At 55.3% G+C, this 23,846-nt stretch carries 24 protein-coding genes; 1 reads left to right on the top strand and 23 read right to left on the bottom strand.

All coding sequences use genetic code 11. The features are described from left to right. The 21 genes from COHPA_RS0111120 to COHPA_RS25575 form a co-directional block, all read right to left on the bottom strand. Positions 1–1,632 (bottom strand): cbb3-type cytochrome c oxidase subunit I, encoded by a 1,632-nt coding sequence (locus COHPA_RS0111120; protein ID WP_084760990.1) that lies wholly within the window; start codon positions 1,630–1,632, stop codon positions 1–3. Positions 1,633–1,695: 63 nt separating this feature from the next. Beyond that, positions 1,696–2,157, bottom strand: a complete 462-nt coding sequence (locus COHPA_RS0111125; protein WP_035120649.1) for a cytochrome c oxidase subunit II — start codon at positions 2,155–2,157, stop codon at positions 1,696–1,698. 24 nt (positions 2,158–2,181) lie between these two features. Beyond that, on the bottom strand, positions 2,182–2,331 hold the full coding sequence (locus COHPA_RS25570) for a cytochrome c oxidase subunit 2A (RefSeq protein ID WP_156926643.1): 150 nt from the start codon (positions 2,329–2,331) through the stop codon (positions 2,182–2,184). Positions 2,332–3,213: 882 nt separating this feature from the next. Beyond that, positions 3,214–4,500: a glycoside hydrolase family 18 protein gene (locus COHPA_RS0111140; RefSeq protein ID WP_027086248.1), complete on the bottom strand. Its 1,287-nt coding sequence runs from the start codon at positions 4,498–4,500 to the stop codon at positions 3,214–3,216. A gap of 65 nt (positions 4,501–4,565) precedes the next feature. Next, positions 4,566–5,108, bottom strand: coding sequence for a hemerythrin domain-containing protein (locus COHPA_RS0111145; protein WP_027086249.1), 543 nt, complete (start codon positions 5,106–5,108; stop codon positions 4,566–4,568). A gap of 14 nt (positions 5,109–5,122) precedes the next feature. Then, the gene (gene ric / locus COHPA_RS0111150) at positions 5,123–5,839 is read right to left on the bottom strand and encodes an iron-sulfur cluster repair di-iron protein (protein ID WP_027086250.1); all 717 of its coding nucleotides are present in this window, start codon (positions 5,837–5,839) and stop codon (positions 5,123–5,125) included. 128 nt (positions 5,840–5,967) lie between these two features. Next, the gene (locus tag COHPA_RS0111155; RefSeq protein ID WP_027086251.1) at positions 5,968–8,751 is read right to left on the bottom strand and encodes a glycoside hydrolase family 3 C-terminal domain-containing protein; all 2,784 of its coding nucleotides are present in this window, start codon (positions 8,749–8,751) and stop codon (positions 5,968–5,970) included. 151 nt (positions 8,752–8,902) lie between these two features. Beyond that, positions 8,903–9,766 (bottom strand): hypothetical protein, encoded by an 864-nt coding sequence (locus COHPA_RS0111160; RefSeq protein ID WP_027086252.1) that lies wholly within the window; start codon positions 9,764–9,766, stop codon positions 8,903–8,905. A gap of 88 nt (positions 9,767–9,854) precedes the next feature. Then, positions 9,855–10,439, bottom strand: coding sequence for a Uma2 family endonuclease (locus COHPA_RS0111165; RefSeq protein WP_027086253.1), 585 nt, complete (start codon positions 10,437–10,439; stop codon positions 9,855–9,857). 241 nt (positions 10,440–10,680) lie between these two features. Then, positions 10,681–12,039, bottom strand: a complete 1,359-nt coding sequence (locus COHPA_RS24400; protein ID WP_027086254.1) for a PP2C family protein-serine/threonine phosphatase — start codon at positions 12,037–12,039, stop codon at positions 10,681–10,683. A 30-nt stretch (positions 12,040–12,069) separates the two neighbouring features. After that, positions 12,070–12,402 (bottom strand): STAS domain-containing protein, encoded by a 333-nt coding sequence (locus COHPA_RS0111175; protein WP_027086255.1) that lies wholly within the window; start codon positions 12,400–12,402, stop codon positions 12,070–12,072. Between the two features lie 11 nt (positions 12,403–12,413). Beyond that, on the bottom strand, positions 12,414–12,863 hold the full coding sequence (locus tag COHPA_RS0111180) for an ATP-binding protein (RefSeq protein WP_027086256.1): 450 nt from the start codon (positions 12,861–12,863) through the stop codon (positions 12,414–12,416). 65 nt (positions 12,864–12,928) lie between these two features. Then, the gene (locus COHPA_RS0111185; RefSeq protein ID WP_027086257.1) at positions 12,929–15,970 is read right to left on the bottom strand and encodes a HEAT repeat domain-containing protein; all 3,042 of its coding nucleotides are present in this window, start codon (positions 15,968–15,970) and stop codon (positions 12,929–12,931) included. 37 nt (positions 15,971–16,007) lie between these two features. Next, the gene (locus COHPA_RS0111190) at positions 16,008–16,547 is read right to left on the bottom strand and encodes a GNAT family N-acetyltransferase (protein ID WP_084760584.1); all 540 of its coding nucleotides are present in this window, start codon (positions 16,545–16,547) and stop codon (positions 16,008–16,010) included. Between the two features lie 152 nt (positions 16,548–16,699). Beyond that, positions 16,700–16,966 carry a metal-sensitive transcriptional regulator gene (locus tag COHPA_RS0111195; protein ID WP_027086259.1) on the bottom strand — a complete coding sequence of 89 codons (267 nt, stop codon included), beginning with the start codon at positions 16,964–16,966 and terminating at the stop codon, positions 16,700–16,702. Positions 16,967–17,054: 88 nt separating this feature from the next. Next, positions 17,055–17,534: a DsrE/DsrF/DrsH-like family protein gene (locus COHPA_RS0111200; protein WP_027086260.1), complete on the bottom strand. Its 480-nt coding sequence runs from the start codon at positions 17,532–17,534 to the stop codon at positions 17,055–17,057. Positions 17,535–17,562: 28 nt separating this feature from the next. Then, entirely contained in the window at positions 17,563–17,790 is a 228-nt protein-coding gene (locus COHPA_RS0111205) for a sulfurtransferase TusA family protein (RefSeq protein ID WP_027086261.1), read from the bottom strand. Positions 17,791–17,973: 183 nt separating this feature from the next. Beyond that, positions 17,974–18,558 (bottom strand): sulfurtransferase TusA family protein, encoded by a 585-nt coding sequence (locus COHPA_RS0111210; RefSeq protein ID WP_027086262.1) that lies wholly within the window; start codon positions 18,556–18,558, stop codon positions 17,974–17,976. A 36-nt stretch (positions 18,559–18,594) separates the two neighbouring features. Beyond that, positions 18,595–19,743, bottom strand: a complete 1,149-nt coding sequence (locus COHPA_RS0111215) for an MBL fold metallo-hydrolase (RefSeq protein WP_027086263.1) — start codon at positions 19,741–19,743, stop codon at positions 18,595–18,597. A gap of 78 nt (positions 19,744–19,821) precedes the next feature. After that, complete coding sequence (locus tag COHPA_RS0111220; RefSeq protein ID WP_027086264.1) at positions 19,822–20,607, bottom strand: sulfite exporter TauE/SafE family protein; 786 nt, start codon at positions 20,605–20,607, stop codon at positions 19,822–19,824. 229 nt (positions 20,608–20,836) lie between these two features. Further along, a complete protein-coding gene (locus tag COHPA_RS25575; RefSeq protein ID WP_156926644.1) occupies positions 20,837–21,022 on the bottom strand; it encodes a hypothetical protein in 186 nt (61 codons plus the stop codon). A gap of 318 nt (positions 21,023–21,340) precedes the next feature. On the opposite strand from COHPA_RS25575, the gene COHPA_RS0111225 reads away from it, so the two are divergent. After that, entirely contained in the window at positions 21,341–22,147 is an 807-nt protein-coding gene (locus tag COHPA_RS0111225) for an AraC family transcriptional regulator (protein ID WP_027086265.1), read from the top strand. 13 nt (positions 22,148–22,160) lie between these two features. Here COHPA_RS0111225 and COHPA_RS0111230 read toward each other — a convergent pair whose 3' ends face one another. Then, positions 22,161–23,324 (bottom strand): glycoside hydrolase family 27 protein, encoded by a 1,164-nt coding sequence (locus COHPA_RS0111230; RefSeq protein WP_027086266.1) that lies wholly within the window; start codon positions 23,322–23,324, stop codon positions 22,161–22,163. Between the two features lie 278 nt (positions 23,325–23,602). Then, positions 23,603–23,815, bottom strand: coding sequence for a cold-shock protein (locus COHPA_RS0111235; protein ID WP_027086267.1), 213 nt, complete (start codon positions 23,813–23,815; stop codon positions 23,603–23,605). Positions 23,816–23,846 lie beyond the last annotated feature (31 nt).

Genomic DNA, 23,846 nt, shown 5'->3' on the forward strand with positions numbered 1-23,846 from the left:
TTACCAGGTTCTGAACGGCGGCGAGCCCGGAGGCGCATTGACGATCATATCGACCAATGGAATGACATAAGCCATCGCGATCAGGAGCAGCATGAGGAATATCGTGCGTCCCCAGCGTTCCGTCCAATAAGGCGTCTCCGATGCGTTCTCTTCGACGTCCGCGATCGGGAACTCCGTCTCGCCTTTAGGAGCGCGGAACATCAGGTGGAAGACGGCATAGGCTTGCAGGATAACCCCGATCATCAAGAGCGTGCCGCCGATCGCCAGGACGATGATGTAAGGATCCCAGCTCGCGGCCGTCGCGCTGTCGCCGTAGGTCGTATAGGAAGTTCGGCGCGGCGCGCCGAGCAAGCCGACCGTATGCATCGAGATGGACATCAAAGCCATGCCGACCGTCCAGATGATCGTCGTGATGACGCCAAGCTTATTGATCTTCGGCGTCAGCACGCGTTTCGAAATATACGGGATCAGCCAGTAGCTGATGCCGAAGAACGTCAGCATGACCGTAGTGCCGACCGTCAGGTGGAAGTGTCCGACGACCCACATCGTATTATGGACGACTTGGTTGAGCTGGTTGGTCGATTGGACGATACCGCCGGCTCCGCCCGGGATGAACGCGGCCATGGCGATGAACGGCGCCAGGAAGCGTACGTCGCCCCACGGCATTCGCTTAAACCAACCGATCAGCCCTCTCCCGCCAAGCTCTCTGCCTCTGCGCTCGAACACGGAGAACATCGCGTAAGCCGTCATCATGGAAGGAACCGAAATGACCAAGCTCATGAATACGTGCATGAATTTAATCGCCAGCGAAATTCCCGGGTCGATAATCTGGTGGTGGAATCCGCCGGGAATGTTCGTAATGACGAGCGCGATAATAACGAACCTTGTCAACACGTCGCTGAACCGTCTGCCGCCGATGACTTTAGGCACGATGACATACCATGCGGATGCCGCCGTCAAATACCAGATGTTAACGAGCGTGTGCGCGAAGGACCAGAACAACGTGCGGCTAACCATGACGTTAATCGTGTCCGTCCAGCCGAACGCCCACGGAATGATCGTAAGCACTTCGATCGTTACCCCTATACTGCCGAAAAATAAGAGCACGAATACGCCGGTCGCGAAGAAAGCGAGAATAGGGACGTGTTGCCCCTTATTTCTTTTCCTCCAGCTCGCCACTTGAACGAACGCGCCGAACGCGCACATCCAGACGCCGAGCACGATGAACACGAGTCCGATGTAGAACCATGGGCTTGCGGCCATCGGCGGATAGAACGTGTACAGCACCGTCGCGTCGTTAAGCAAGACGGGCACGACGACGAGCGGGAAGCCGATGATCTTGAGCGAGAAGCCGATCCAGGCCATTGTCCTAACCTTAGGTAGCAGACCTCCCAACGTGTGCGACAATCCGGCGTAGAAGTAACCGATGGTGAAGAACGCCGTTAACACGATAACGAGAAGGAACCCGTGCGCGGTCAGCACCTGGTAGTAGGTGAGCCACTCCGGAAGCGTTATGAGACCGGCCTTCTCAAGCCCTTGCGTTAAACCTAAGATTCCGCCCAGCAGCAGCGCGGCGAAGGCGATGAACATGTACGTCTTGCTAATGAGCGCGTCGCTCGGATTGATCCCCATCGCTCGGTTAGCCTTGTCTTTAAGCAATTGTAGTTTGGTGGTTTCCACGTCCGCTTCCCCCCTTTAAATTACCGTGATGAAGGTACTCATCATCTGGTGGCCGATTCCGCAATATTCGTTGCAAAGCACCAAGTATTCGCCGGGCTTGCTGAACTTTTGCGTGATTTCCTGTACATAACCCGGCGGCACCATCGCATTGACGTTCGTGCCTGCGATTTCGAAGCCGTGGACGATGTCCTTGGAAGTCAGGATGAATTTAACGGTAGCCCCTGCCGGAATTTCGATGTTGCTTGGCGTGAAGCCGAAAGCTTCCAAGATAATCACGGCTTCGTATTCGTTGTCGCCGGTTTGCCTTAACCCCGGCTTATCGAAAGGCGCGGTCTGGTCCACCTTCCGCCAATCGATCTTCTGATTGCCGCTTGGCGGCCCCATCTCTCGCGCGAAAGTCTGATACCCCGTAATCAGCATGAAGACGATCAGCAATCCGCAGCCGATCAACAGCCATATTTCCTCGTAACGATGCATTTTCAGCTTCAATCGAATCCCCTCCTATACTCTGGACATGTATATTCCGAACAGCAATACGAACGTAAGTGCAATGAACGCGCCAACCATCAGTACCGAGAAAAAAGTTCCTTTTTGCGAATGGTCGTGATCCGGTTGTTGTTCTGCTTCGCGGTTCACTCGCTTGGATTCCATCGTCGATCCGCCTCCTTGAATGTGCTTTCCCCTTTATCATAGAGGCTCGGGAAAATAACTTCGTGACTGGCGTCACAAATGCACAAAAACAATAAAAAAACCGATCCTATTCGGATCGGTCGGGCGTTCGTTTCAACCGCCAAGGTATGGTCTCCAATCTTTCCCGCGGCTCTCCCGACGTTTTGGCGCCAAGGGCGGCGTGCGTCAGAGCGCAGCAGGATGGACGGCCCCTCTACTTCCGTCTCTACATCGGGGGTTCGCACTTTGTCCTCCTTTGGAGTCGCAGCACCGGGGGTTCGCACTTTGTCCTCCTACTTCCGTCGCTGCACCGGGGGTTCGCACTTTATTCTCCTTTGGAGTCGCCGCACCGGGGGTTCGCACTTTGTCCTCCTACTTCCGTCGCTGCACCGGGGGTTCGCACTTTGTTCTCCTTTGGAGTCGCAGCACACCTGCAATTCTGCAGATAATCCTACCCGAAATCGCTCGTTTAATCCTTCGTCCTGCAAAAGTGCAGGTATTAGTCCTACAAACCTTCAATGGAGTCACGCGGCGAGCTATCACCTGCACATTTGCATTTATTGATTTAACACCTTACCGGTTCTATGAAATAGCTGTACGATCGCAGGTTCTATTGGTTGGCGGAGAGAGTGGGATTAGCTCCGTCGCTGCACGGCCGTATTCACGGTCACACAAATAGCGACTATCACGCCAGGACCTACGAATATGCCCCCGGGCATGTCCGCTTTACGTTCCGTTATCATCCCGCATCACCCTATTGAAATAGGGCAGCCCTAACCCCGAATTCAATTCTTTCTGTTATGTTACAAAAACCGCCCCGCATGGCAGCGCCACGCGAAACGGCTTTCTCGGGTAAGTTCCTTCTTATTTCTTCGTTACGTTGAAATTGCTCTCGATCAGCAGCCAGTTCTGAGGGAAACTCAGACCCAGCTTCCAGTAGCTGATCCCGCGAAGACCGAGCTCCTTCAAGAGGTCGAATTTAGCCTGGATGGACCTCGCATCTTCGAACCAAACTTTATGCTCCTTCCCGTTATCGTCCCAATACGAAAAATGCGGAGCTTGCGCCTCATAGTCATACAGAATGGCAGCGTTACGCTCGCGGGCGAGGGCAATCGCCTGCTGCGGACTGAGCGCTCTGGCGTAAGCGCCGCCGGGCACGTAAGGAAGCGTCCAATCATATCCGTATAGGTTCTGGCCCATCATGATTTTGGAACCGGGCATTTCGGTAAGCGCATATTCCAGCACCCTGCGTACCGGTCCGATCGGGGACACCGGCATCGGCGGCCCACCGCTATAACCCCATTCGTACGTCATAATGACGACGAAGTCGACGATCTGCCCGTGCGCCTTATAATCGTGCGCCGTGTACCACTCGCCGACTTGAGCCGCGCTCGTCTTGGGAGCCAGCGCCGTCGATATCAGCAAGCCCTCTTGATGAATCCGGGTCGTCGCTTTGCGCAGAAATCGGTTATAAGCCTCCCTGTCCTGCGGGCGGAGATGCTCGATGTCGAAGTGGATGTCCCGGAAGCCGAGTTCGCCCGCCGTTGAGATGATGTTGTCCAGCAGCCGGTTCTGTACTTGCTCGTCGTTCAGGATGACTTGCCCTAGCTCGGCGCTGAACTGGTCGCCCTCGAGATTCGTCACGACCATCATGAGCACCGCCCTATGCCGGCTCGCGATTTCCGCGAGTCCGTTAAGCGGGGGGCGTGTCAGCGATCCGTCCCGGTTGATGCGGAAACTGAACGGAGCGAGATAAGTGAGATGAGGGGCAGCCTCTTGCGACGCTTCGAGCAAGGCCGGCGACACGCTATCGCCTCGAGGCTCGACGTAGGCGTTAATCTCCGCGTCCCTGCGCGGTTTGGGCGGAATATACAGGCGCGTGCCTACGGCTAGCGTACCGGCAAGAGGAATCCCGTTCGCGCTCGCCAGCGCCTGGGCCGTCGTTCCGAATCTTCGTGCGATGCTATATAGGGTATCGCCGGAACGTACCCAATAGTATGAACCGACGATTGGAATGACGAGCGTCTGCCCGACGACCAGCGGCAACGCCGGGTCGATCTCATTGGCTTCCGCGATCGTAGAGACGGGCATCCCATAGGTCTGGGATATCCGGTACAAAGATTGGCCGGACTGTACGACATGGATTTCCATATAGAGCCTCCTTCAGGAGAACCGCATTGTCATGCATCATTAATGCATATTCTCCTGCGGGAGCTTTATGATAGCAGACCGGCTAGTCGCGCCTTCTCTTCCTCGGACAGCATGCGTTCGGCCATCGGGAACAGCACGTTCTCCTCTTTGTTGAAGTGCTGCGTTAGAATCGAGTAGGCGAACGCGGCGTATCCGGCAATGAATTTAGCTTCTTCATCGTCCAGCTCGGTCCCGTCTGGACCGGCCGCTTCCAAGAACCGCTCCAAATTCATCTCCGCCTGCACATGCTCGTGTTCCATAACGGCGATCGGTCCGAACTCTCTGCCGATGTGCGCCGCCATCATCGGAAACAGCACGTCGTCTTCCTTACGGGCGTGCGCCTTCAACTCCAAGGTAAAAGCCGCAACTTGCTCGCGCAGCAAGTTAAACAAAGCAAGCAAGCTTCCTTCGTAGGTCATGACCTTCTGAGCCGTCTCGTTGAAAGTATCCATCATCGCCCGCAAAGGTGCATGCTCGTTCCATAATAGCTGTAGCGGCGCGCATAACGCGATTTCCAGAGCGCCTGCTCCGTCGCTCATTCCGCCGCATCCGAATGACGGTTGATCCACGTTCGTTCACCTCTTTATTGAATTCGTCTCGCAAGGGCGCGCGGGAACAAGACGTTGTTCTCCAAGTGAATATGCTGAAAAAGATCCGATTCCAGTTCGGCTAATTTCTGATAAGCGAGCGTATACGTTCTGCAAGCGTCCGGCGGCAGCGCGTAATCGTTCGTAATCTCTCTCATGTCTCTTAGGCCGTCGCCTACCGCGCTATGTTCGGCTTCCAGCTCGTACAGCTCTTTGATCGTCCTCTCGATCGTTTCAGCCGAGGGCTGCTCCGCAAGCTGCTTCAGCTTAGGGAAAAGCACCTCCTCCTCGGCGATCAGATGCTCGTCAAGCTCCATCTTGATCAGATGGAACCGCTTATACAACGCCGCAATCTCGGGATGCCCGCCGCCGTGAACGCGCAGAATCTTCGTAAGGAATTCGCTCAGCAGCGGAAGCTCTTTGCGTAAATAAGCGTGGTGCGTATCGACGATGTAATCGATCAAATCGGCTACGGGCGCCGTTCTCCAGTCCGTGTCCGAAAGGGCGCTTTTGTTGATATAGGCCGCGTACGACTCGTTTAATCGCCGTATGATCTCATGCTCGTCCAGATTTTTCTGATGGATCGCCTGCTTGAGCGAACGGTCGCCGCCGCAGCAGAAATCGATCCGAACCTCCTTGAACAAGTTACTCGCGCCCGGATACTCGGCTACGATCGCGCCGATCTTCTCTTCGCCGTTAAACCGTTGTTCCATCTCTCATCCATCCTCTCTGTCCGTACGTTACGGCTCCAGTATATAGCGGATGCGATTGGAGCTTTGTGACGTGGAACACAGAAGGAAGGCAAATTAAAAAGCCGACCATCACGGGTCGGCTTCCTTCGTTATGGTTTGAACTCGATCCAATCGATCTGCAAGCCGGGTTTCGCGTAATCCAGCTTCAATTCGTACAAGCCCGCTTCCAATTCGACGACGCCCAGCTTCTGCTTGACCCATCCGCCGTCCGTTCCGTTCGTCTGGACGGTAGTCATCAGCCGATCGTTCAAGAAGACGTTGCACGCGCTTTGGTACCAAGCGGCTTCCTTGGATAACAGATGGACGTTGATCCGGTACACGCCGGATTTCTCCACCTTCATGACGTTCGGCCCTTCCGCGGTAACTTTAACCTGCGCGTTGGCGGATAACGATTGCGCGCGCTCAGCCTTCAACTCGGGATTGGATTTGAAGCTTTCCGCCTTCGCTTCCCTCACGATCTCTCTGCCGAAGACCGGAGCACGCATGATAAACTCGCAAATGTTCATGGCGCTGCGCTGAAGCTCCCCGCGTGTCAACGAACCGTCAGCCAAGCCAGCCAACGTATTGTCGCCCCATACGTTCGTTTCCGCGCCGTAGTTCGCGACGACCATGTACAGGTCGTTCTGCGCTCGGACCATCCACTTCGTGTTCTTCCGATCGGCGGGACCTCCTCTGGCAACATCGTTCATGACCGCCCACCAGTCCGTCATGACGATACCCTTGAAGCCCCATTCGCCGCGCAGAATCGTCGTATTGAGGTCGTAATTCGATGCCGTCCAATGCCCGTTAAGAGGATTGTAAGCAGTCATGATCGAGTTCGCGCCGCCTTCTTTCACCGCGATCTCGAATCCCTTCAGATAAATTTCCCGTACGGCGCGCTCGGAGACGACGGCATTGACCGTGTGGCGGTGCTTCTCCTGATTGTTGCAGGCGAAGTGCTTTAGCGTCGCATTGGAACCGCCCTTCATGATGCCCCGCACGCAAGCCGCGGCGAACACGCCCGTAACGAGCGGATCCTCCGAGAAATACTCGAAATTACGCCCGTTAAGCGGACTGCGCCGAATGTTGAGGCCTGGCCCCAGCAAGGCGTCGATGTTGTTGCCGACCAGCTCCTTGCCTTCCATCACGTAAAGCTGCTCGACCAATTCGGCGTTCCAAGTTGCGGCGAGAAGCGTGCCGATCGGCACTTGGGTCGCCTTATGACCGCTATCCATCCGAATACCGGAAGGCCCGTCAGCCGTGCAGGCAATCGGAATGCCGAAGCCGAGCAGGTTGTCGCTTACGCCGCCGAAAGCGGATGCCGTCCCCGGCGTCACCATCGGGCTGCTCATTCCTTCGCCCCTGACGATCGCGGCCAGGTCCTCGTCGCCGATCTGGGCGATGAACGTCTCCATGCCGACTTTGCCGTCCTTAACGTCTTTAAGCTTGTACCCTTGATCGCCGGTTTGCTTCAGCGTCTCCGGCAGATTGCGTTCGATTCGCTCCGCAAGCGATACGCCGCGTGTCGGAACCGCCTCATTCGCGAGTTCGTACGTGCCGTCCGCGCGGCGCGCTCCCGGTCTCATTCTCGCGAACGACTCTACCGGCGCCAACGCTTCCTGCAACTGTTCCACGACTTGGACCGCGTCCACGACGTAACCGTCTTGCCCGTTAACGCCGACAACCGTAACGTTCTTCACGCTGTTCCCGACGAAAAGCCGGTACGTGCCCGCTTCCAGTACGTAAGCGGAGCGGTGTCCGGTTACGCCGCTGTCGTCGTAAGAAGCCATAACGTTCACCGGGAAGCTTACGGCGAGACTTTGGGATTCGCCCGGTTTAAGCTCCTTCGTCTTCGCGAATGCCGCGAGCGCTTTCGCCGGTTGTCCGAGCTTGCCCTGCGGCGCTTCATAATAGACTTGAACGACTTCTTTGCCGCCGTAAGTCGTGCCGGCATTCGTAACGGTCACATCGATCTCGATACGCTGTTGTCCCGCTTGTCCCGTAACCTTCGCATTCCCCTGCTTAATCTCGAAAGTCGTGTACGAGATGCCGTAACCGAACTCGAACTGCACCTTGTCCGGACAGAACGTCTCGAAGTAGCGATACCCGACGTAAATATCTTCCTCGTATACGTTCTTATGTTCATTGCCGTAATTGCGTGTCGACGGATAGTCGGCGAGCGAGTAAGCGATCGTATCCGTCAGCTTGCCGCTAGGCGTAACCTCGCCGGCCAGCACGTCGGCGAGCGCGTTGCCTCCTTCCATGCCGCCTTGCCAAGCGTAGATCACGCTGCGAATCGGATGCGCGTAGTCCGCGTCGTTCAACCAGCTCATATCGATAATGTTCGATGCGTTCAGCACGACCGCGACTTGCTCGAAGCGCTTCGTCACTTGCTTCAGCATCGCTTGCTCTTCCGTCGTTAGTTGATAGCTTCCGGGCGCATCGGCATTGTCTTGGTCCTCGCCCGCCGTACGGCCGATCACGACGATCGCCTTATCGGAATTGCTTCTGGCAGCGGAGACCACCGCATCGTCGAGAGGCATCTCCTTCTGATGCCAAGGTTCGGCCGCCCAGCCTCCTCCGCCGTTGTCGAACGGGTTAGCTCCGATCCATTGTTCATATACGGATGCCAACTGTTCGTTGACCTTTAAGCTCCGTTTGCTTCTAAGACCGTCCAGCAAATTCGTCGTATAAGCAACGTTAACGCTGCCGCCCGAACCCGTGCCGCTGCGGTAATAATTAATCTGCGTTCTTCCGAAAATGGAGACTGTCTCGCCATGGCGAATCGGCAGGACATGCCCCTCGTTCCGCAGTAGCACGGCGCCTTCGGCGGCTACCTTCCGGCTGAATTCGGCGAACCCTTCTAGCGGAATTCCGTATGCTTGCTTGCTCAAGTTATAGGCCTCCTGATGTCGTTAACTAAATAAATGATTAATAGCGTTCTGGACTCGGCGATCGCATGTGCCTAACGCCCTCTCTATAGTAACAAACGCGTCGCAAAAGGGAAAACCGTTCCCGAGGAGGATACGGTTGGACGTTGGAAATTCACCCGCCCAACTGATCGAGCCACTCCGCTTGGCCGTTTCTAATCCAATACATGCGCATGGAGACAGGGTTGGGCAACAGGCGGAAGCTTCGTTTCACGACTTCCTTAAACCTCGACTTCTCGACCAGACGCACAACCTGCTCGGCGGTATCCATCGGCTCTGCGGAACGCAGGAGCAACGCGTACTTCCTATTCGTATAAGCAATAACGCAATGATCAGGCAGGTTCGCGGCTGCCATTGGCTGCAGTAAGAACTGACACTCGATCGGATGCGGATTGTCCGTGTAAGCATCGATCGTGCAAGACTTGCGACAAGGACTCGTCAGCTCCAACTTAGGATAGATCCAGCCGGCCGAACGCAAATTCCGATAGGCTATGCGTTTGACCCTCTCTGCCGTAAGCCGAGGGTTGGACTCTAGAGACAACTCGGTTACGATCTTGGAGAAGCTGTCTTTGATTTCGATAAAGATCACCCTGAGCCCCGGCAAGTAAGCATCCGAGATAAACGGATTGTTCCGGCCGGCCTCCATCACGTAACGTTCGTCTCGAATCGCCGGATAGATATAGGCGGCGTCCAGCTTCTGAAGCTCCTCGCCGCCCTTCTCCCGAATCAGATTCGATACGTTCAGGATTCCGTTAAGCTGATCGATCACGGTGTTCAGATCTCCGCCTGCCATATACGTCCTATACGAATTGTGAAGGCTAACTTGCGCGATATCTTTCGGGTCGTCCGACAAGCAAACGTCGAGCAGCAATGGCTCATCCTCCCGCAAGGTCGCCCGCATGCCCCTTTCATTGTCCAAATGGCCTTTAATCATCACCGCGAACTCTTCCGGCGTGTCATACAATCGAGCTGCTCTCATCCTTCTCTACCTCCTTGGAAAGGTTGTACTAAACAACGACACCCCGAACGGCGTCGTTGATAGACGACCGGTCGGGGTGTTCCTCACCTCAGTTATGAATTTCCGTAAAAATCTCGCTTATCTTGAAGGACACGCAAGGCAGCATGTCCGATGCAACGAGATCGTCTCCTTCGTATAGCTGATGCAAGTCGTAATACCCGTCTTCGCCGAGCCGATACTGCTCCATGGTCAGCGCCTGCGGATCGACGATCCAATATTCCTTTACTCCGAATTTGGCATAAGTCCTCATCTTGATGACCTTATCCTTGCGGCGGGAACCAGGGGATAGAATCTCCGTCACCATGTCGGGAGGACCTTCGATGCCTCTTGGCGTTGCGATGTGCAATCGGCTTCGATGGATCATGAGAATGTCCGGCTGCATGACGTTAGTCTCGCTAAGAATGACATCCAGCGGTGCGTCATAAACCATGTAATCCGACTTGCAGCTTTGCTTTAACAGAAACTCCAATTCTCCGCTTACCGCCTGGTGCGTCGTCGACGGTCCCGGAGACATCATCTCCATGCTTCCGTCCAGGATTTCATACCGATGCCCGTCGTCCGGCATCGCCGCGTAAATATCGTAAGTGACGGTCTGCTCCTTGACCCGATCCGGCCCGCGCTTGTCTTTCTTCAACCCGCCCCATCCCTTCGCACAATAATAAAAGCACCTCAGCAAAGCAACACGACGCGTGTTGGGCTCTGTGAGGTGCTTCCCCGGCAATAATTGATTTCATTATGTTCAGAAATGCAAAGTTTGTCAATAGGATCAGCTTTCTTCACCCATCTGACTGATGTGAAAATACGAAATATTCCGTCAGAATAACTATCGATTTGTTGTTATTCCCATGCCTCCGCCTTCGAAGGGTTTCATAACCCTACTTCCTCATCAGACTAAGCACCGCGATGTCGTCGGATTGCGGGGCGTCGCCCGCGAACATGAACACGTGCATCAGCAGCGCGTCGATAACCTCGGCGCTCGACATGCCCGGCGTCATCGCCAGGAATTCCCGCAACCTCTCGCCGGAGTATAGCTCCTGCGCCGCGTTCTCCGCCTCGGTGATGCCGTCCGTGTATACAACGAGGCGATCCCCGTGTTCGAGCTGCACGGCGATATCGTGATAATCCACGTCCTGCATGGCCGCGAGCGGCAAGCTTTTCCTCAGCTTCACCGGCTCGACCTCTCCGCCGGCCCTGACGATGTAAGGCGGGCAATGGCCGCCCTCGCTCATGACGACCTCGCCCGTCTCGGTGTTGAACACGCCGCAGACGATCGTCGCGAACAGCGGCGGGTTGTCGCTAGCCAGCTCTTCGTTCACCAGGCGAAGCAGTTGGCCCGGCGTCATGTCCCGCGTCATCTTTCCTTTGATCAGCGTCAACGTGACCGCCATGAACAACGCCGCCGGAATGCCTTTGTCGGAGACGTCTCCAAGCGTGAAGAATAGCAGGTTGTTGCTGACTTTATAGAAGTTATAGAAGTCCCCGCCGACTTCCTTCGCCGACTTGAGCAGCGCGCATATATCGTACGGCTCCTGCGAAGACGGCATCGTGCGCGGCAGGAAGCTCATCTGGATTCCGCCCGCGATCTGCAGCTCACTCTCGAGCCTCTCTTTGATCGCCGTCGTCGTGTTCAGCGCCGTGAGAGACTGCTCGGCCTGCTCGTACAGCCTCGTGTTCTCCAGCGCGACCGCCATCGGTTTCGCGACCTGTTCGAGCCATGCGCGATCCTTGCGGGTAAAGCCCGATCTTCCTCGCTTATTGATGACCTGGAGGATGCCCTCCACGCGGCCTTGATTGATGATCGGTACGGTCAACAGGTTGCGGGTCGCGAACCCTGTTGCTTGCGATACCCGTTCCGACCATCTCGAATCGCGTGCGGCATCGTTCACGATCACGCTTTGTCCGGTGCTTGCGACGACGCCCGCGATGCCTTCGCCCGGCGACAGCCGAATTTCTCGGACTTCGTCTCCCTTGTCGCCTTGGGCAACTTCGAAGATCAGCTCTCCCGTCTCGTGATCGAGCAGCATGAAGGAAGCGGCTTCGACGGGAAGCACTCGCCTGGCCGTTCGGATAATCCGATCCATTTGCTCGCCCCGCCGAAGCGTCGAGTGCAGCAACATGCTGATATCGAACAGCGCCTTCGACCGAGCAAGGCGGCCTCTTAAACCTGCATACATGACCCCTGCTCCGGCGAGCCCGCCTGCAACGATTGCCGCTCCATACAACCAATCAGCCATCGATCCGTCCACCTTCCCGGCACGTCAAGATTAGAACCTCCGCAACGCCTCTTCCGCCGTCTCCGCCGTTTCCAGAATGCTAATGAATCCCGACATCTCGAACACGTCGCGGACTTGGTCGTTCATCGCAGCGCACACCAGCTTGCCTTGCAGGCTTCTGACCTTCTTGGCCGCGACCAGCACGACGCGAAGTCCTGCGCTGCTGATGTAAGCCATTCGTTCGAAATCCAATACGAAGTTCTTCTTCCCCTCCGCCGCAAGCGCCAGGAAAGCATTTTCCGCAGACTGGGCATGTTGACCGTCGAGACGGCCTTCGATTTCGAGTACGGTTACGCCGTTGTTCTCCGTTGTTACGATGTTCATTGCGATTCCCCCTATTGTGTCGTGGTCAACGCCTTGGCAAGGCTCAGTCGATTACCATTCGCCGTGCGTTCGTATTGTACCGTATCCATCAGACTTTTCACGAAAAAAACTCCGAGCCCGCCGATGTCCCGATCCTCTATGCCAAGCGAGATGTCGGGTTCTTTGGATTCCAAGAGCGGATTGAAGGCGATGCCCCCGTCTTCCAGCAAAATACTTGCTATGCCGTTCTCCGTTGCCGCGGTTATCGTAATCGTATGATCCCCGCCTTGAGGGAACCCGTAGTGGATCGTGTTCGTCACCAGCTCCTCGCAACAGAGCAGGAAGTCCAGCTTCAGCTTCCCGGGCCAACCGCCCTGCTCCGCGACCGAGTCTAAGAAAGCGTGCAGCCGTTCCAATTCCTCCAGCCGGTTCGCTACCCGCAGCACCGCCGCTCCCATGCGGCCGTTTCCCTTGTCCGACATCCGGTTTCACGCCTCCCTTAACCGCATGATCCGGCTCTCGCCGGGACTACGCAAGTCCGCTCCCGTTACGAATCGATTTTCATCATCATCTCTTCGAGCAACCGAACTCTCGCGAGCGAAGCCCGAAGCAAGCCGATTCCAATCTCCGGATACAGCCTCACGAGCCGATTGATGTCCGAGCGCCGCAACGCCAACGCGCGTACTTCGCCGAAGAAGGCTTGCGCGGTTACCGTAGAAGGCGTATCGTCCAGCGCCGAGGTGGCTCCGCATACTTCTCCGGCCGCCAGCACGCCCAGCGTTCCTTCCCAGCCGGCGGCGGATACGCTGGTCAACTCCACGTTGCCTTCGATCACGACGTACAGGGCGTCGTTCGCTTGCCCCCGTTCGAGCAAATACGCGCCGTCCTCGAACGACCGCTCTTCCGCGACGTCCGCGATCAGGCCCAATTCTTCCAACGAGAGGTCGGCGAAGAAAGGTACTTTCTTCAAATAGACGACTCGGTTAAGACGACCGATTATGCCTTGTTCTTCCATCTGCTTACTATTCGCCCCCTTAGCGGCAACGCCGCTTGCAGCCTGCGCCATCTCCCGATACCATTCGTCGCTAGACGCGGCCGCTTCTCTCAGGGCGGCCAATGCTTCTTCCTTCGCCAAATCGATTTCATGGGCGGCGTCGTTCTGAAGCGACAAGGCGAATCTTTGGGACAGCTTACGCTCGCCCGCTCCTTCGGCGAGCACCTCAAGAGCTCCTCCGCGCGCCTCGCCGTCGCCGTCCGCAAGCGCGCGCCGAATGGAGCTTACGACCCTATCGTCGGTCAGGCGGCCGAGAACGGCCCATGCCGCTTCGTGTACGGAATCTTGGTTGTCCTTGTGCCGCAAAGCCGCGAGCTCGGCCAGCTCCGGCCGTTCAAGCGCGCGGAACGCGGTCGCGAGCCGTCCCGCCCATTCGATCTCGACCAGCTTGCCGGCTGTTTCTTCCGCTAGCCATCCCCGTGCTTCCGCTTCCGGAAGAAGCTCGGACAAAGCGGTAACGCACGCTTGCCATTCTTTCGGAGTCGCGTGCTTCATTCGGTCCTGTACAAGAGGTACGACTTGTTCCCCCATCAAAGCGATCGCTTGCGTCGTCACCCGATGCAGCTCTTGGTCTGCGGTCGGCAGCCGTCTCAACAGGTCCGGCACGGTGTCCGCCAACCCTAGCAAGCCTGCCGTCCGCGTTGCCGCAACCCGAAGCGCGGGCTCCGCGGCTTCGAGCGACTTGCGAATACGGTCAGAGAACTTGTCCAGCTTCAGCTCCGCCACGACGCCGCACATATGAACCGCCTGTTCTCCTCCCTCTTCGAAGATTCGGTCCATCGCCTCATAGGCCGCTTCGATGCTTGCCGGACTCCCCAGCGCGAACATCGACTTGACCGCTTCCGCGACGACCGCGGGATGGGGATCGAGCAGCTTCATTCGAAGGAAGAAGAAAGCCTGAGAAGGCAGGTGGCCCATCCGCGCCAGCCCCCGGACGGCCGCCGCGCGCACATCGGGCTCGGAATCCTCCAGCACCGAAGCGACGCGAGTCAGGTCCTGCAGGTTTCCGGCGCCGGGTTCCATCGCCAGCAACGCGGCATGGCGTATGCGCGAATTCGAATGTTCGAGAAGCTCCAACAACTCCGGCAGGAATCGCGCATCCTTGATCCTCGCTAGCACGCGCAGGGCGACTTCTTTCGCTTCGTCGCTCGGCTGCTTCAGCATGGCAAGCAGCTCTCCGCGCATTCGCGAGCCCCGCATGAGCTTCATCGCCGCTTCTTCGTATTCGCGTTCGTCCATTCCGCGCGACAACATGCTTCGGAGCAGTTCCTTCATATACGCCCGTCGGACAAGCAAGCTTAGCCCGATCATCGCAAGCGCTCCCGCAGCCCCGATCATCAGCAAGCCCGCCAGGCTTACGCCGAGCAGCGTATGCAAAGCTTGCAGCCCGGCGCCGAGCACGATGCCCATGAATGCCGAGACGCCTTGCGCCGTATACCGGAAGCCGTCTCTCAGCCGAATGCTGAGCGTCTTATAGAATATTTGAAAGGAAGGCTCCGCGGAATAGTAGATCAGCAAGTAACAGAGCATGTATCCGCCAGAGACGGCGGCGAACGCCGCAGGCGAATCGAGCATCGTCCAAGCCGCCGCGAACGATGCGACGTACACGCAGGAGATGACGGTAATCAGACCGCTTGCGCCGAACCAAGTCATTAGCTTGCCGGATACCGTCTGCAGCAGGAAAGCGAGCGCGAACAGCATCGTCGTGACGACGCCGAACATATGGCCGAACTCCGCTTCGCTGGCGTACGCCGCATGGGCCGTGTTCATGAACACGTATTCGATCAGAAAATAAAGCGCCGGCATGACCGTCATGAGCCCCAATACGCCGAGCAAGAACGGCGAGCGAAGCGTCTGCATGAAGTAGTCCCGCGATGACAGTCCGGTTGATTCATCTTCCTGAGCAGGTTCCCTCAGCATCAAGGGCACCAGGTATCTATTGATTGACTTGCGATAGTTGAATGACGCCGTCAGCAGGAACAGAGGACCGACGATATAGACGACGTCCGGCCCGAGGATCGGGTTAAGCACCTGCGTCAACAATCCGGCGATGACCCCGCCCAGCGTCGCCGAGGATACGAACAGCGGCATCAGCCGCTTCGCTTGATCCGTCGGACATAGATCGACCGCGAGACTCCATAGCAAGATCGTCTGCTGCCGAACGACGAAGCTCGAAGACAGGAACAATATCGGATAATACGCCCGCAAGTCGCCTCCCGTCACGCGAAGACCGAGCAGCATCGCCGCGTTGACGACCACGATCGCCACCATGACGGCGTACATCGCCTTCATTAGCCCGGGCTTGCTCAGCTTCGCGGCCAGCCAGCTCATGAACCAGACTTCCAGCGGCAGCACGACCGCTTCCCCCGCATAGACGTAAGGCAAATACTCGCTGCCGAACCTCAGATTGAACAGCGTCATGAATCCATTATAAGTAAGTACTTCCGCAATGCCGCATAGAAGAAACACCGGGGCCATCAACCAAAGCTTGTTGCGGTCCTCCGCAAGTACGCCTACCCGGCGAAGCCATCGCATTAAGTCCATGCTCTCCTGCTTTCTGCCGTTAATGCCTTCAGACGAGCTTTCGGCTATAGATCAATCTATCTTCGCCCTCGTAATAATAGTCGGGGCATGTCCCGATTAGACGGAACCCGTGACTCTCGAACAGCCGCCTAATCGGACCGTATTCCGGCAAGCCGCACGTATACGTGATCAGGTAGCGAGCGCGGAGCCGCGACAGTTCGGCGAACATCTCCTCCAAGAGCATCGTTGCCAAGCCGAATCTGCGGTAGTCGCGATGCACGACGATATAGTCCCAGCTATAACCGCCCGTGCGCTGCTCGTTCTCCGCCGCGCTGCTTACGGCGATGACTTTGCCTTCTTGGTCGTACACGACCCACATCAGAATTTCATTCCTGAGCGCACGGTAAGGAAGCTCGCGAAAGTGCGCTTCCTCTCCGGGCGTATGTCTGGCGTCGTCGAACGAATGACGAGAGAACAAGAAGTTTACGATTCGCTTTGCTTGCTGCTCCGTCTCGACCTTGCCCAAGGTGAAGTCTCTCGTTGCTGCAGTACTCTTATCTATCGTTAACCCTCCTCGCATCGTCGTCATAGAGTCTTCCTCTACGCTCCGAATCGATAGTCAGTTATTTCCATCGTACACTAGGATTCGACATTTTACACGCACAAAAAAACCATAAGGTCTTCATCCTATTACGAATGAATACCTTATGGCAGAGCTGGGGAGTTTCTCGCTCGCGCAACTTACCTGCTCTTCACTAGCAGCTCGACCGCCTGCTGTACGAGCTTGCCCGTGTCCCCTCCCGACGACTGTTCTTCCAGGATGCATTGATGAAGATTCTCGGCTACGATTTGAGCAATCGCTTTATCGGAGGCATTGCGGACCGCCGATAACTGGCTGACGACGTCCTTACAGGGTTTTCCTTCGTCCATGAGTCGAAGAACGCCGCGGATTTGCCCTTCGATCCGCCGCAGGCGCGTTTTGATCTCTTCCGAGTATTGATAGTCCATCTCTTCCTCATCCTCTCTGCAACACTCATACAAGTATGGGTATATTATAAGGCAAGATTTCACGCGCTCATACCCGCTAATGGGCAATTTAGATAAACAAGTTAACGTTGCCATCGGAAGCATCTCCGAGATAGGCTGCCACTCCGCCTAGCTCGATGCCGTCCATCAGCTCTTCCTTTTGCAATCCGAGCAAATCCATCGTCATCGTGCAAGCGACCAGTTTGACGCCCATATCCTGCGACAGCTCGATTAGCTGCGGCAGCGTCATCGCATTATGCTTCTTAATAACGTGTTTAATCATCTTCGGCCCCATGCCGAGCATTTGCATTCTGGAAAGACCCAACTTGTTCGCGCCGCGCGGCATCATCCAGCCGAACATTTTTTCCAGCAAGCCTTTGCTCGTACGGACGGCCTCTTCCTTGCGGAGCGTATTCAGACCCCAGAAGGTCGCGAATATCGTTACGTCGTGATCGTAGGCGGCTGCTCCACCCGCGATAATAAAGGCAGCCATCGCTTTATCGTAGTCTCCGCTGAATAATACGATTGTCGTCTTCTTCTTTTGTTCCATAGCGGTTCGTCGTTCTCCCTTCTACGCATTATGCCTTGCGAACGTAAAATTTGTAGACGCCTTGTTCCTCTTCGTGCTTAACGAGCTCATGCTTCGTTTGCTTCACCCAAGCTTGAAAGTCGTTCACCGAGCCTTTGTCCGTCGAGAGCACTTCCATCACTTGGCCGGATTGCAAGCTGTCCAGCGCTTTCTTCGCTTTAACGATCGGCATCGGGCATGCCAAGCCTTTGGTGTCGACTACGAGATCTGTATTCATGGTGGTTTCCTCCTCGAAAAATAAATTCTACGTCGGGCTCGAACTAACTCACCCTCGAAAAATAAATTCTACGTCGGGCTCGAACTAACTCACCCTCGAAAAATAAATTCTACGTCGGGCTCGAACTAACTCACCCTCGAAAATAGCGGTACGATGACCGATCGTAATAATGGATGGGATTCGTTAGTTCAATCGGGACGTCGGTCCCTTCCAGCCGGTCATGCCCGGCAGAACGTTCACAACGTTAGAGAAACCTTGCTCTTTGAGCACTTGGCAAGCTAGGTCGCTGCGCGTGCCGGTGCGACAGATGACAGCAATGGCATCCTCCCGCTTCAATTCGCCGATACGGGCTTCAAGCTCCCCCAGCGGGATAGAGATTGCGCCGGTCGCATGCAGGAATGCGTATTCGGCAGGCTCCCGTACATCGAGCACCGTGATCGCATCGCCGCTTGCCAGCTTCGCTTGCAGCTCTTCCGTCGTCATCGTCACCGCATATTTCGTTTCCGGCTTCGCTTCATGAGGGCTCGATTTGCGGATGTAATGCTTCAGTACGCCGTTGTCCTCGATCGTGCCCAAGTATTGATGACCGGTCGTTCTCGCCCATCCTTGCATATCGGCTAGCGAGCCCCTATCCGTTGCTTGTACTTCGACGACTTGTCCCGACTGAACCGACTCGATCGCCTTCTTCGTCTTCACGATCGGCATCGGGCACGCAAGGCCTTTGCAATCGAGCGAAAGATCTACTTGAATAGGTGCATGGTTAGACATCGTGTTACTCCTCCTTCTGTTATTAGGCATCGATGCTTATTTGTCATGGACCGCGCAACGGTTAGGACCGATTTCCATCTCGCGTTGTTCGTCGGCCGTAGGGGCGATCTTGCCCATGTTCGTCTGACGGATTTGCTGGTAAGCGTTCGGATGCTGCGGCAGGTTTTCCGTTACGGTGCGGCGGAATCGTTCCTCGTCATGGATGTTAAGCCCCGGATTATGCATGTATAGATCGCCCAGACGGGCAGATACTTGGCCGCCTGCTCCGAGCTCAGTCATTCTGCCGAAATGTGACGGAAGCACGATCAATTCCTCCGACAGCTCCTTGTAGCGGCCGTAAAGCGTGTCGCGCAGATCGCCAACCCAGTCCTCCGCAAGGCCGGCAAGGTCAGGCCGTCCGATCGACTCGACGAACAGAATGTCCCCCGACAGCAGGTAACGATCATCCACAACAAAGGATGTGCTGCCGATCGTGTGACCTGGCGAGTAGAGCGCCCGGATCTGGATCGGCGTGCTGCCGACCATGATTTCATTCCCGTCTTGAAGCGGCTCGTACTCGAACTGCACTTCTCCCGCATCCTTCGTAGGCAGCCAATACGTTGCGCCGGTATTCATCGCCAGCCGGCGTCCGCCGGAGATGTGGTCCGCATGCAAGTGCGTATCGATCGCATGCTTGATTAGCGCGCCTTTCTCCGCCGCGAATTGCTCGAACGCGTCCGTCATGCGCACCGCATCGATCGTAGCCGCTTCGCCATCGGAAAGCACCATGTACGACAGGCAGCCTTTGCCGATGCGAACGAATTGGTACAACTCGCCGCCGCCCTGCAAATCCGCGATTTTAACCGGCTCTAAATACTCGCTCCAAGCCTTCATTCCGCCTTCAAGGTAGAACACGTTCGCGCGGCCCGTCTCGGCCAGTTGCTCCGCCACGAAGACGGACGAGCCTTCCTTGGCGCAGACGACGAGCACTTTTCTCTCGGCGGGAATACGGTCCTTCACGCTATCCACGCCATCGAGCAACTCGAAATACGGAACGTTAATCGATTCGACGGTCTCCCCTTCGATTCTCCAATCGTTATAATCGCCCTCGTTGCGAACATCCAGAATGAACAGCGGCTTCTTGTCCACAATATAACGAGTAACCTCTTGTGCGGTCATCGGTTGGTGCGTCGCGGTCGTTGTCATTTAAGATTTCCTCCTTCTATAGGTATACCCGTACGGGTATTAAATAGGCCAAAAAAATTTTCTCTTACTTCGAAAGAATTAATCCAGAATGTCGAACCATATTTTAATCACCGTTGCGGTTATCAATCCGGCTAACACGAACTGCAGCGCTTTGACGTTGATCTTCTGTCCTATCTTCGCTCCGATCGGAGATCCGATGATGCTCGCGACAACCATGATGACGGACGGAACGAGCAGCATATGGCCTCCCATTGCCTTACCGACCGTCGAACCGATCGAAGAGACGAACGTAATCGCCAGCGATGATGCGATAGCGACGCGCGTCGGAATCTTGAGAAGGACAAGCATGATCGGCACGGTAATGAATGCGCCCGCCGCGCCAACGACGCCTGACAGGATACCGACGATTGCGGCCGAGACGGAAGCAATGGCCGTATTGAACTCAAGCTTGGTGTAATCACCGCCGTCTTCGCCTTTCTTCGGCATGAACATCATGATCGCCGCGATAAGCGCCAGCAGCGCATACGTCAGGTTGATCGTCGAATTCGGCAAAAACTTGGAGCCGTAACCGCCGACGAAGCTGCCGACGACCATCGGAACACCCATATACAGCACGAGCCGCTTATGGATTAACCCGCTCTTCTTGTAAGCGAACACGCCGGCGATCGTTGCGAAGAACACCTGCACGGCGCTGATCGCGGATACCTCTTGCGCCGTAAAGGCGGCAAAACCCAGAGCCGGCGGAAGGTAGAGCAGCATCGGGTATTTGATGATCGAACCTCCGATTCCGACCATCCCGGATATGAACGATCCGATAAATCCGATCGCGAACAGGGTAAGGAGCCACCCTAAATTCAAATCCATCTTCTATCGCTCCTATCTAAGTTGGTATTGCGATGGGGACGGTGGCGTTTTGAGTAATCCGTCGTATCGCTCCTTTCGTTTTATACCCATACCCCTATAGGTATCCTGAAGTCATCATAAAAGATACATGTTTCTTTGTCAATGAGCCTTAATCTGGGAGACCGTGTATCGTTGCATGAACCTGGGGGAATCTCAACTCAAATAACAAAAAACGAGAATGGAGCAGAGGTTATTCTGCGCCATCCTCATTTTGTTGTCGTCTATTGCCGTTCTCTTCAACAGATTGTATGCGTGCGATATCGGTTGGCGTTGCCTCACAACTTGCCCATAACAAAATCTGATCCAAAGCAATAAAGATTGCTCCCGCGGCGACAATCCAAGATAATGCGGGAAAATGATACCGCCGTTTGGTCATAGGAGATGATCCATCCAAGTTGGTTAATATTGGTAAAACAAAATGACCTAACTTTCCCGCTATCAGGAAGTTAGGCCATGAACGTGACTTTTATCCAAAGATAAATTCACTCATTTACCTTCAATATTAAATGTCGTTTACAAACACGGTTGCTTACAATCCTAAATTAATATAACACAATAATTAACCCAATAAAAGAGTTATTCCAAAAACCACCTTTTGGCGCTCCGATTGCTCTGCGGCAAACTTCGTAGTACTGTACTGTTGTTGAATGATTGTCGGACAAAGGTTATCGATGAAAGGAACCGGATACGATCTATGAACGAAAAGGCGAATCGCAGCCATGCTTTATTATGCGTCAGCAACGGCTACAAACCTCCGAATTTGCATAAGTGGGGGCCGGGCGTACGCGACCTTTATGCGTTGCATTACATAATGAGCGGCAAGGGCGTACTCGAAACCCGTCAATCCTCATTCCCGTTAAAGGCAGGGGAAAGCTTCGTTATTTTCCCGCATGCGGAGGTGTATTATTACCCCGATCCTCAAGACCCGTGGGAGTACGCATGGATCGAGTTTAAAGGCGAAGAAGCCCCGCGCCTCTTGTCTCTGACGGAGCTGTCGCCCGATAAGCCGGTCGTCCCGGAAGCTCCGCATCATCTGGGGCCGCTATTCCCAACCGTCCCGGCCGCGGACGCCGCGCCGTTCGAAATCGTGCGCGCCGAATCGGAGCTGCGTCTGCTGCTGTCCTATTACATGGAGCACTATCCGAAGAGCACGACGATTCGTCCGGCGGATTACGCGGAACTGGCGAAGGAGTATATCGCGAATAACTATTGGAAAACGACGATTACGGTAGCCGATATCGCGAGCGCGGTTCGAATCGAGAGAAGTTATCTGTTCCGCTTGTTCAAGGACGCGAACGGGATGTCCGTCTCCGCTTATCTGACCGCGTTCAGAATTCGGCGCGCCTGCGAGCTGTTGAAGTCTTCCGGATTAACCGTTAAATCCGTCGCTTATTCCGTTGGTTATCAGGACCAGTTGCACTTTTCCAGAGTATTCAAAAAAGCAACATCGCACACCCCGACGGAGTATGCGATGCTGCATGCCGCTCGCGCGGAGCGTTAATGAAGATTGCCGTTTATACCAGCTTTGCCCGTACGATTACGCAATCGCGCGCCGGTACGGTAGGAGCGAATCTCTCTCTGAATACGCCGAGTTCCTTATGCTCCCAGCAGTCGTAGAGCGACAGCGAGATCTTCTCCGCATAGGGAAGTCCGATGTCCCAGAACTGGAGCGAAAGCTGGCGTTGTTCGTCGCTCAAATTGAAGAAGCCTATGGCCAGATCGCCGTCCGCCAGCACCTTCACGAGCATGAATACTTCGTCCGTATGGAACCATTGCGGCTCCGGTTTGATGCGATATGCGCCCCGTCCCTCGGTATCCTGATTGATGGCGATGAGATCGGGATTGAGCAGCGTATTCTTCGTTGCTTGGCTGGCGTTCCGGATATCGCAGCCGATCATCAGCGGAGAACCCATAATGCTCCATAACGAAAAATGGGTTTTGTACTCCGTGTCGGTGCAGCCGCCGCTGTGGCTGCCGATAAAGCCGTCGTTACTGCCGCCGTGCATGCCGACGATCAGCATATCCATGTCGTTATGGCAGAAGGCGCCGGTATAGCATTCCTTGTCCAATTGCGAAATCGCGAGCTTCTTGACGGAGTCCCAGTTATCTTGAATGTCTCCCGTGGACCGGTACATATGGGCTCCCGATGCGCGTATCCACTGATAGACGTTGTCTTCTCCCCAATTACAGGCGGAGAACAAGATGTCCCTTCCGCAATTTTTGAGCGCCAGGCTCATTCGTTTGTACATTAACTCTCCCGACAGGTTGCGAGGTTTGAAGCAGTAATCGTACTTTAAGTAGTCCACGCCCCATTCGGCCAACAACCGCGCATCCTGGAACTCATGCTCGAAGCTGCCCGGATAACCGGCGCACGTATGGGTCCCTACGCAGGAATACATGCCGAACTTTAAGCCCTTCGAATGAATATAGTCCGCGAGCGCCTTCATTCCGCTCGGGAATTTGGCCGGATCGGCGACGAGATTGCCGTCCTGGTCCCTTTCTTTCAAGCTCCAGCAGTCATCGATGACGATATATTCGTACCCTGCCTCCTTGTACCCTTCCGAGACGAACACATCCGCGACGTCGCGGATCAATTGTTCGTTAATGTCCCAGGTGAAGGTGTTCCAAGAATTCCATCCCATCGCGGGCGTCAGGCCCAGCAGCTTGCGGTTGTCCACTAGACATCATCCTTTCTCGGTTCGCGGCGGCTGGCGCCTCATGCCGAGAGGCTTGGCCGTGCGAGGCTCTTCTCGTATTACATCATACGTCTCTTCATCGGCGTATAGCTTGAGGTTGCTTCTATATGGATATTTGTTGTTTTCGCAATGGCGAACCGTCAGTCGGCAATCTCGATGATGCGACAGCAGAGTTAACTCAACGCCGAGTCCCACAAAAAAACCCTGACCTCATGCGGTCAGGGTAATTATGGTGAAGCTGAGGGGAATTGAACGCACACTCACAGCTTTATCTGGAGAGGACTAGTATTCATAACCATTGCCAGCATTTTTTCGCCTTTGACCATCTCGGATTGGCATAAGGAGCATATTGGAACGATGGAGAATACGAAGTTATCCCTCATCCATCCGCGGCAGTTTTCCTTCGTACAAGACCATATGGCAGTTAATTCTTCGGGAAGATCCTCCAGCGGTTTTTTGCGAGAATGATACAATTGTGTATCCTCCTTCTCTCTTGAAATGGAT

The organism is Cohnella panacarvi Gsoil 349 (assembly GCF_000515335.1).
In the GTDB taxonomy this organism is placed as follows: Bacteria; Bacillota; Bacilli; order Paenibacillales; family Paenibacillaceae; genus Cohnella; species Cohnella panacarvi.

Coding starts and splice junctions, on each gene's coding strand:
- COHPA_RS0111120 (WP_084760990.1), bottom strand. CDS start 1,632: ATGGGGATCAATCCGAGCGACGCGCTCATTAGCAAGACGTACATGTTC.
- COHPA_RS0111125 (WP_035120649.1), bottom strand. CDS start 2,157: ATGCATCGTTACGAGGAAATATGGCTGTTGATCGGCTGCGGATTGCTG.
- COHPA_RS25570 (WP_156926643.1), bottom strand. CDS start 2,331: ATGGAATCCAAGCGAGTGAACCGCGAAGCAGAACAACAACCGGATCAC.
- COHPA_RS0111140 (WP_027086248.1), bottom strand. CDS start 4,500: ATGGAAATCCATGTCGTACAGTCCGGCCAATCTTTGTACCGGATATCC.
- ric (WP_027086250.1), bottom strand. CDS start 5,839: ATGGAACAACGGTTTAACGGCGAAGAGAAGATCGGCGCGATCGTAGCC.
- COHPA_RS0111160 (WP_027086252.1), bottom strand. CDS start 9,766: ATGAGAGCAGCTCGATTGTATGACACGCCGGAAGAGTTCGCGGTGATG.
- COHPA_RS24400 (WP_027086254.1), bottom strand. CDS start 12,039: ATGGCTGATTGGTTGTATGGAGCGGCAATCGTTGCAGGCGGGCTCGCC.
- COHPA_RS0111175 (WP_027086255.1), bottom strand. CDS start 12,402: ATGAACATCGTAACAACGGAGAACAACGGCGTAACCGTACTCGAAATC.
- COHPA_RS0111180 (WP_027086256.1), bottom strand. CDS start 12,863: ATGTCGGACAAGGGAAACGGCCGCATGGGAGCGGCGGTGCTGCGGGTA.
- COHPA_RS0111185 (WP_027086257.1), bottom strand. CDS start 15,970: ATGCGATGGCTTCGCCGGGTAGGCGTACTTGCGGAGGACCGCAACAAG.
- COHPA_RS0111190 (WP_084760584.1), bottom strand. CDS start 16,547: ATGACGACGATGCGAGGAGGGTTAACGATAGATAAGAGTACTGCAGCA.
- COHPA_RS0111195 (WP_027086259.1), bottom strand. CDS start 16,966: ATGGACTATCAATACTCGGAAGAGATCAAAACGCGCCTGCGGCGGATC.
- COHPA_RS0111200 (WP_027086260.1), bottom strand. CDS start 17,534: ATGGAACAAAAGAAGAAGACGACAATCGTATTATTCAGCGGAGACTAC.
- COHPA_RS0111205 (WP_027086261.1), bottom strand. CDS start 17,790: ATGAATACAGATCTCGTAGTCGACACCAAAGGCTTGGCATGCCCGATG.
- COHPA_RS0111210 (WP_027086262.1), bottom strand. CDS start 18,558: ATGTCTAACCATGCACCTATTCAAGTAGATCTTTCGCTCGATTGCAAA.
- COHPA_RS0111215 (WP_027086263.1), bottom strand. CDS start 19,743: ATGACAACGACCGCGACGCACCAACCGATGACCGCACAAGAGGTTACT.
- COHPA_RS0111220 (WP_027086264.1), bottom strand. CDS start 20,607: ATGGATTTGAATTTAGGGTGGCTCCTTACCCTGTTCGCGATCGGATTT.
- COHPA_RS25575 (WP_156926644.1), bottom strand. CDS start 21,022: ATGACCAAACGGCGGTATCATTTTCCCGCATTATCTTGGATTGTCGCC.
- COHPA_RS0111225 (WP_027086265.1), top strand. CDS start 21,341: ATGAACGAAAAGGCGAATCGCAGCCATGCTTTATTATGCGTCAGCAAC.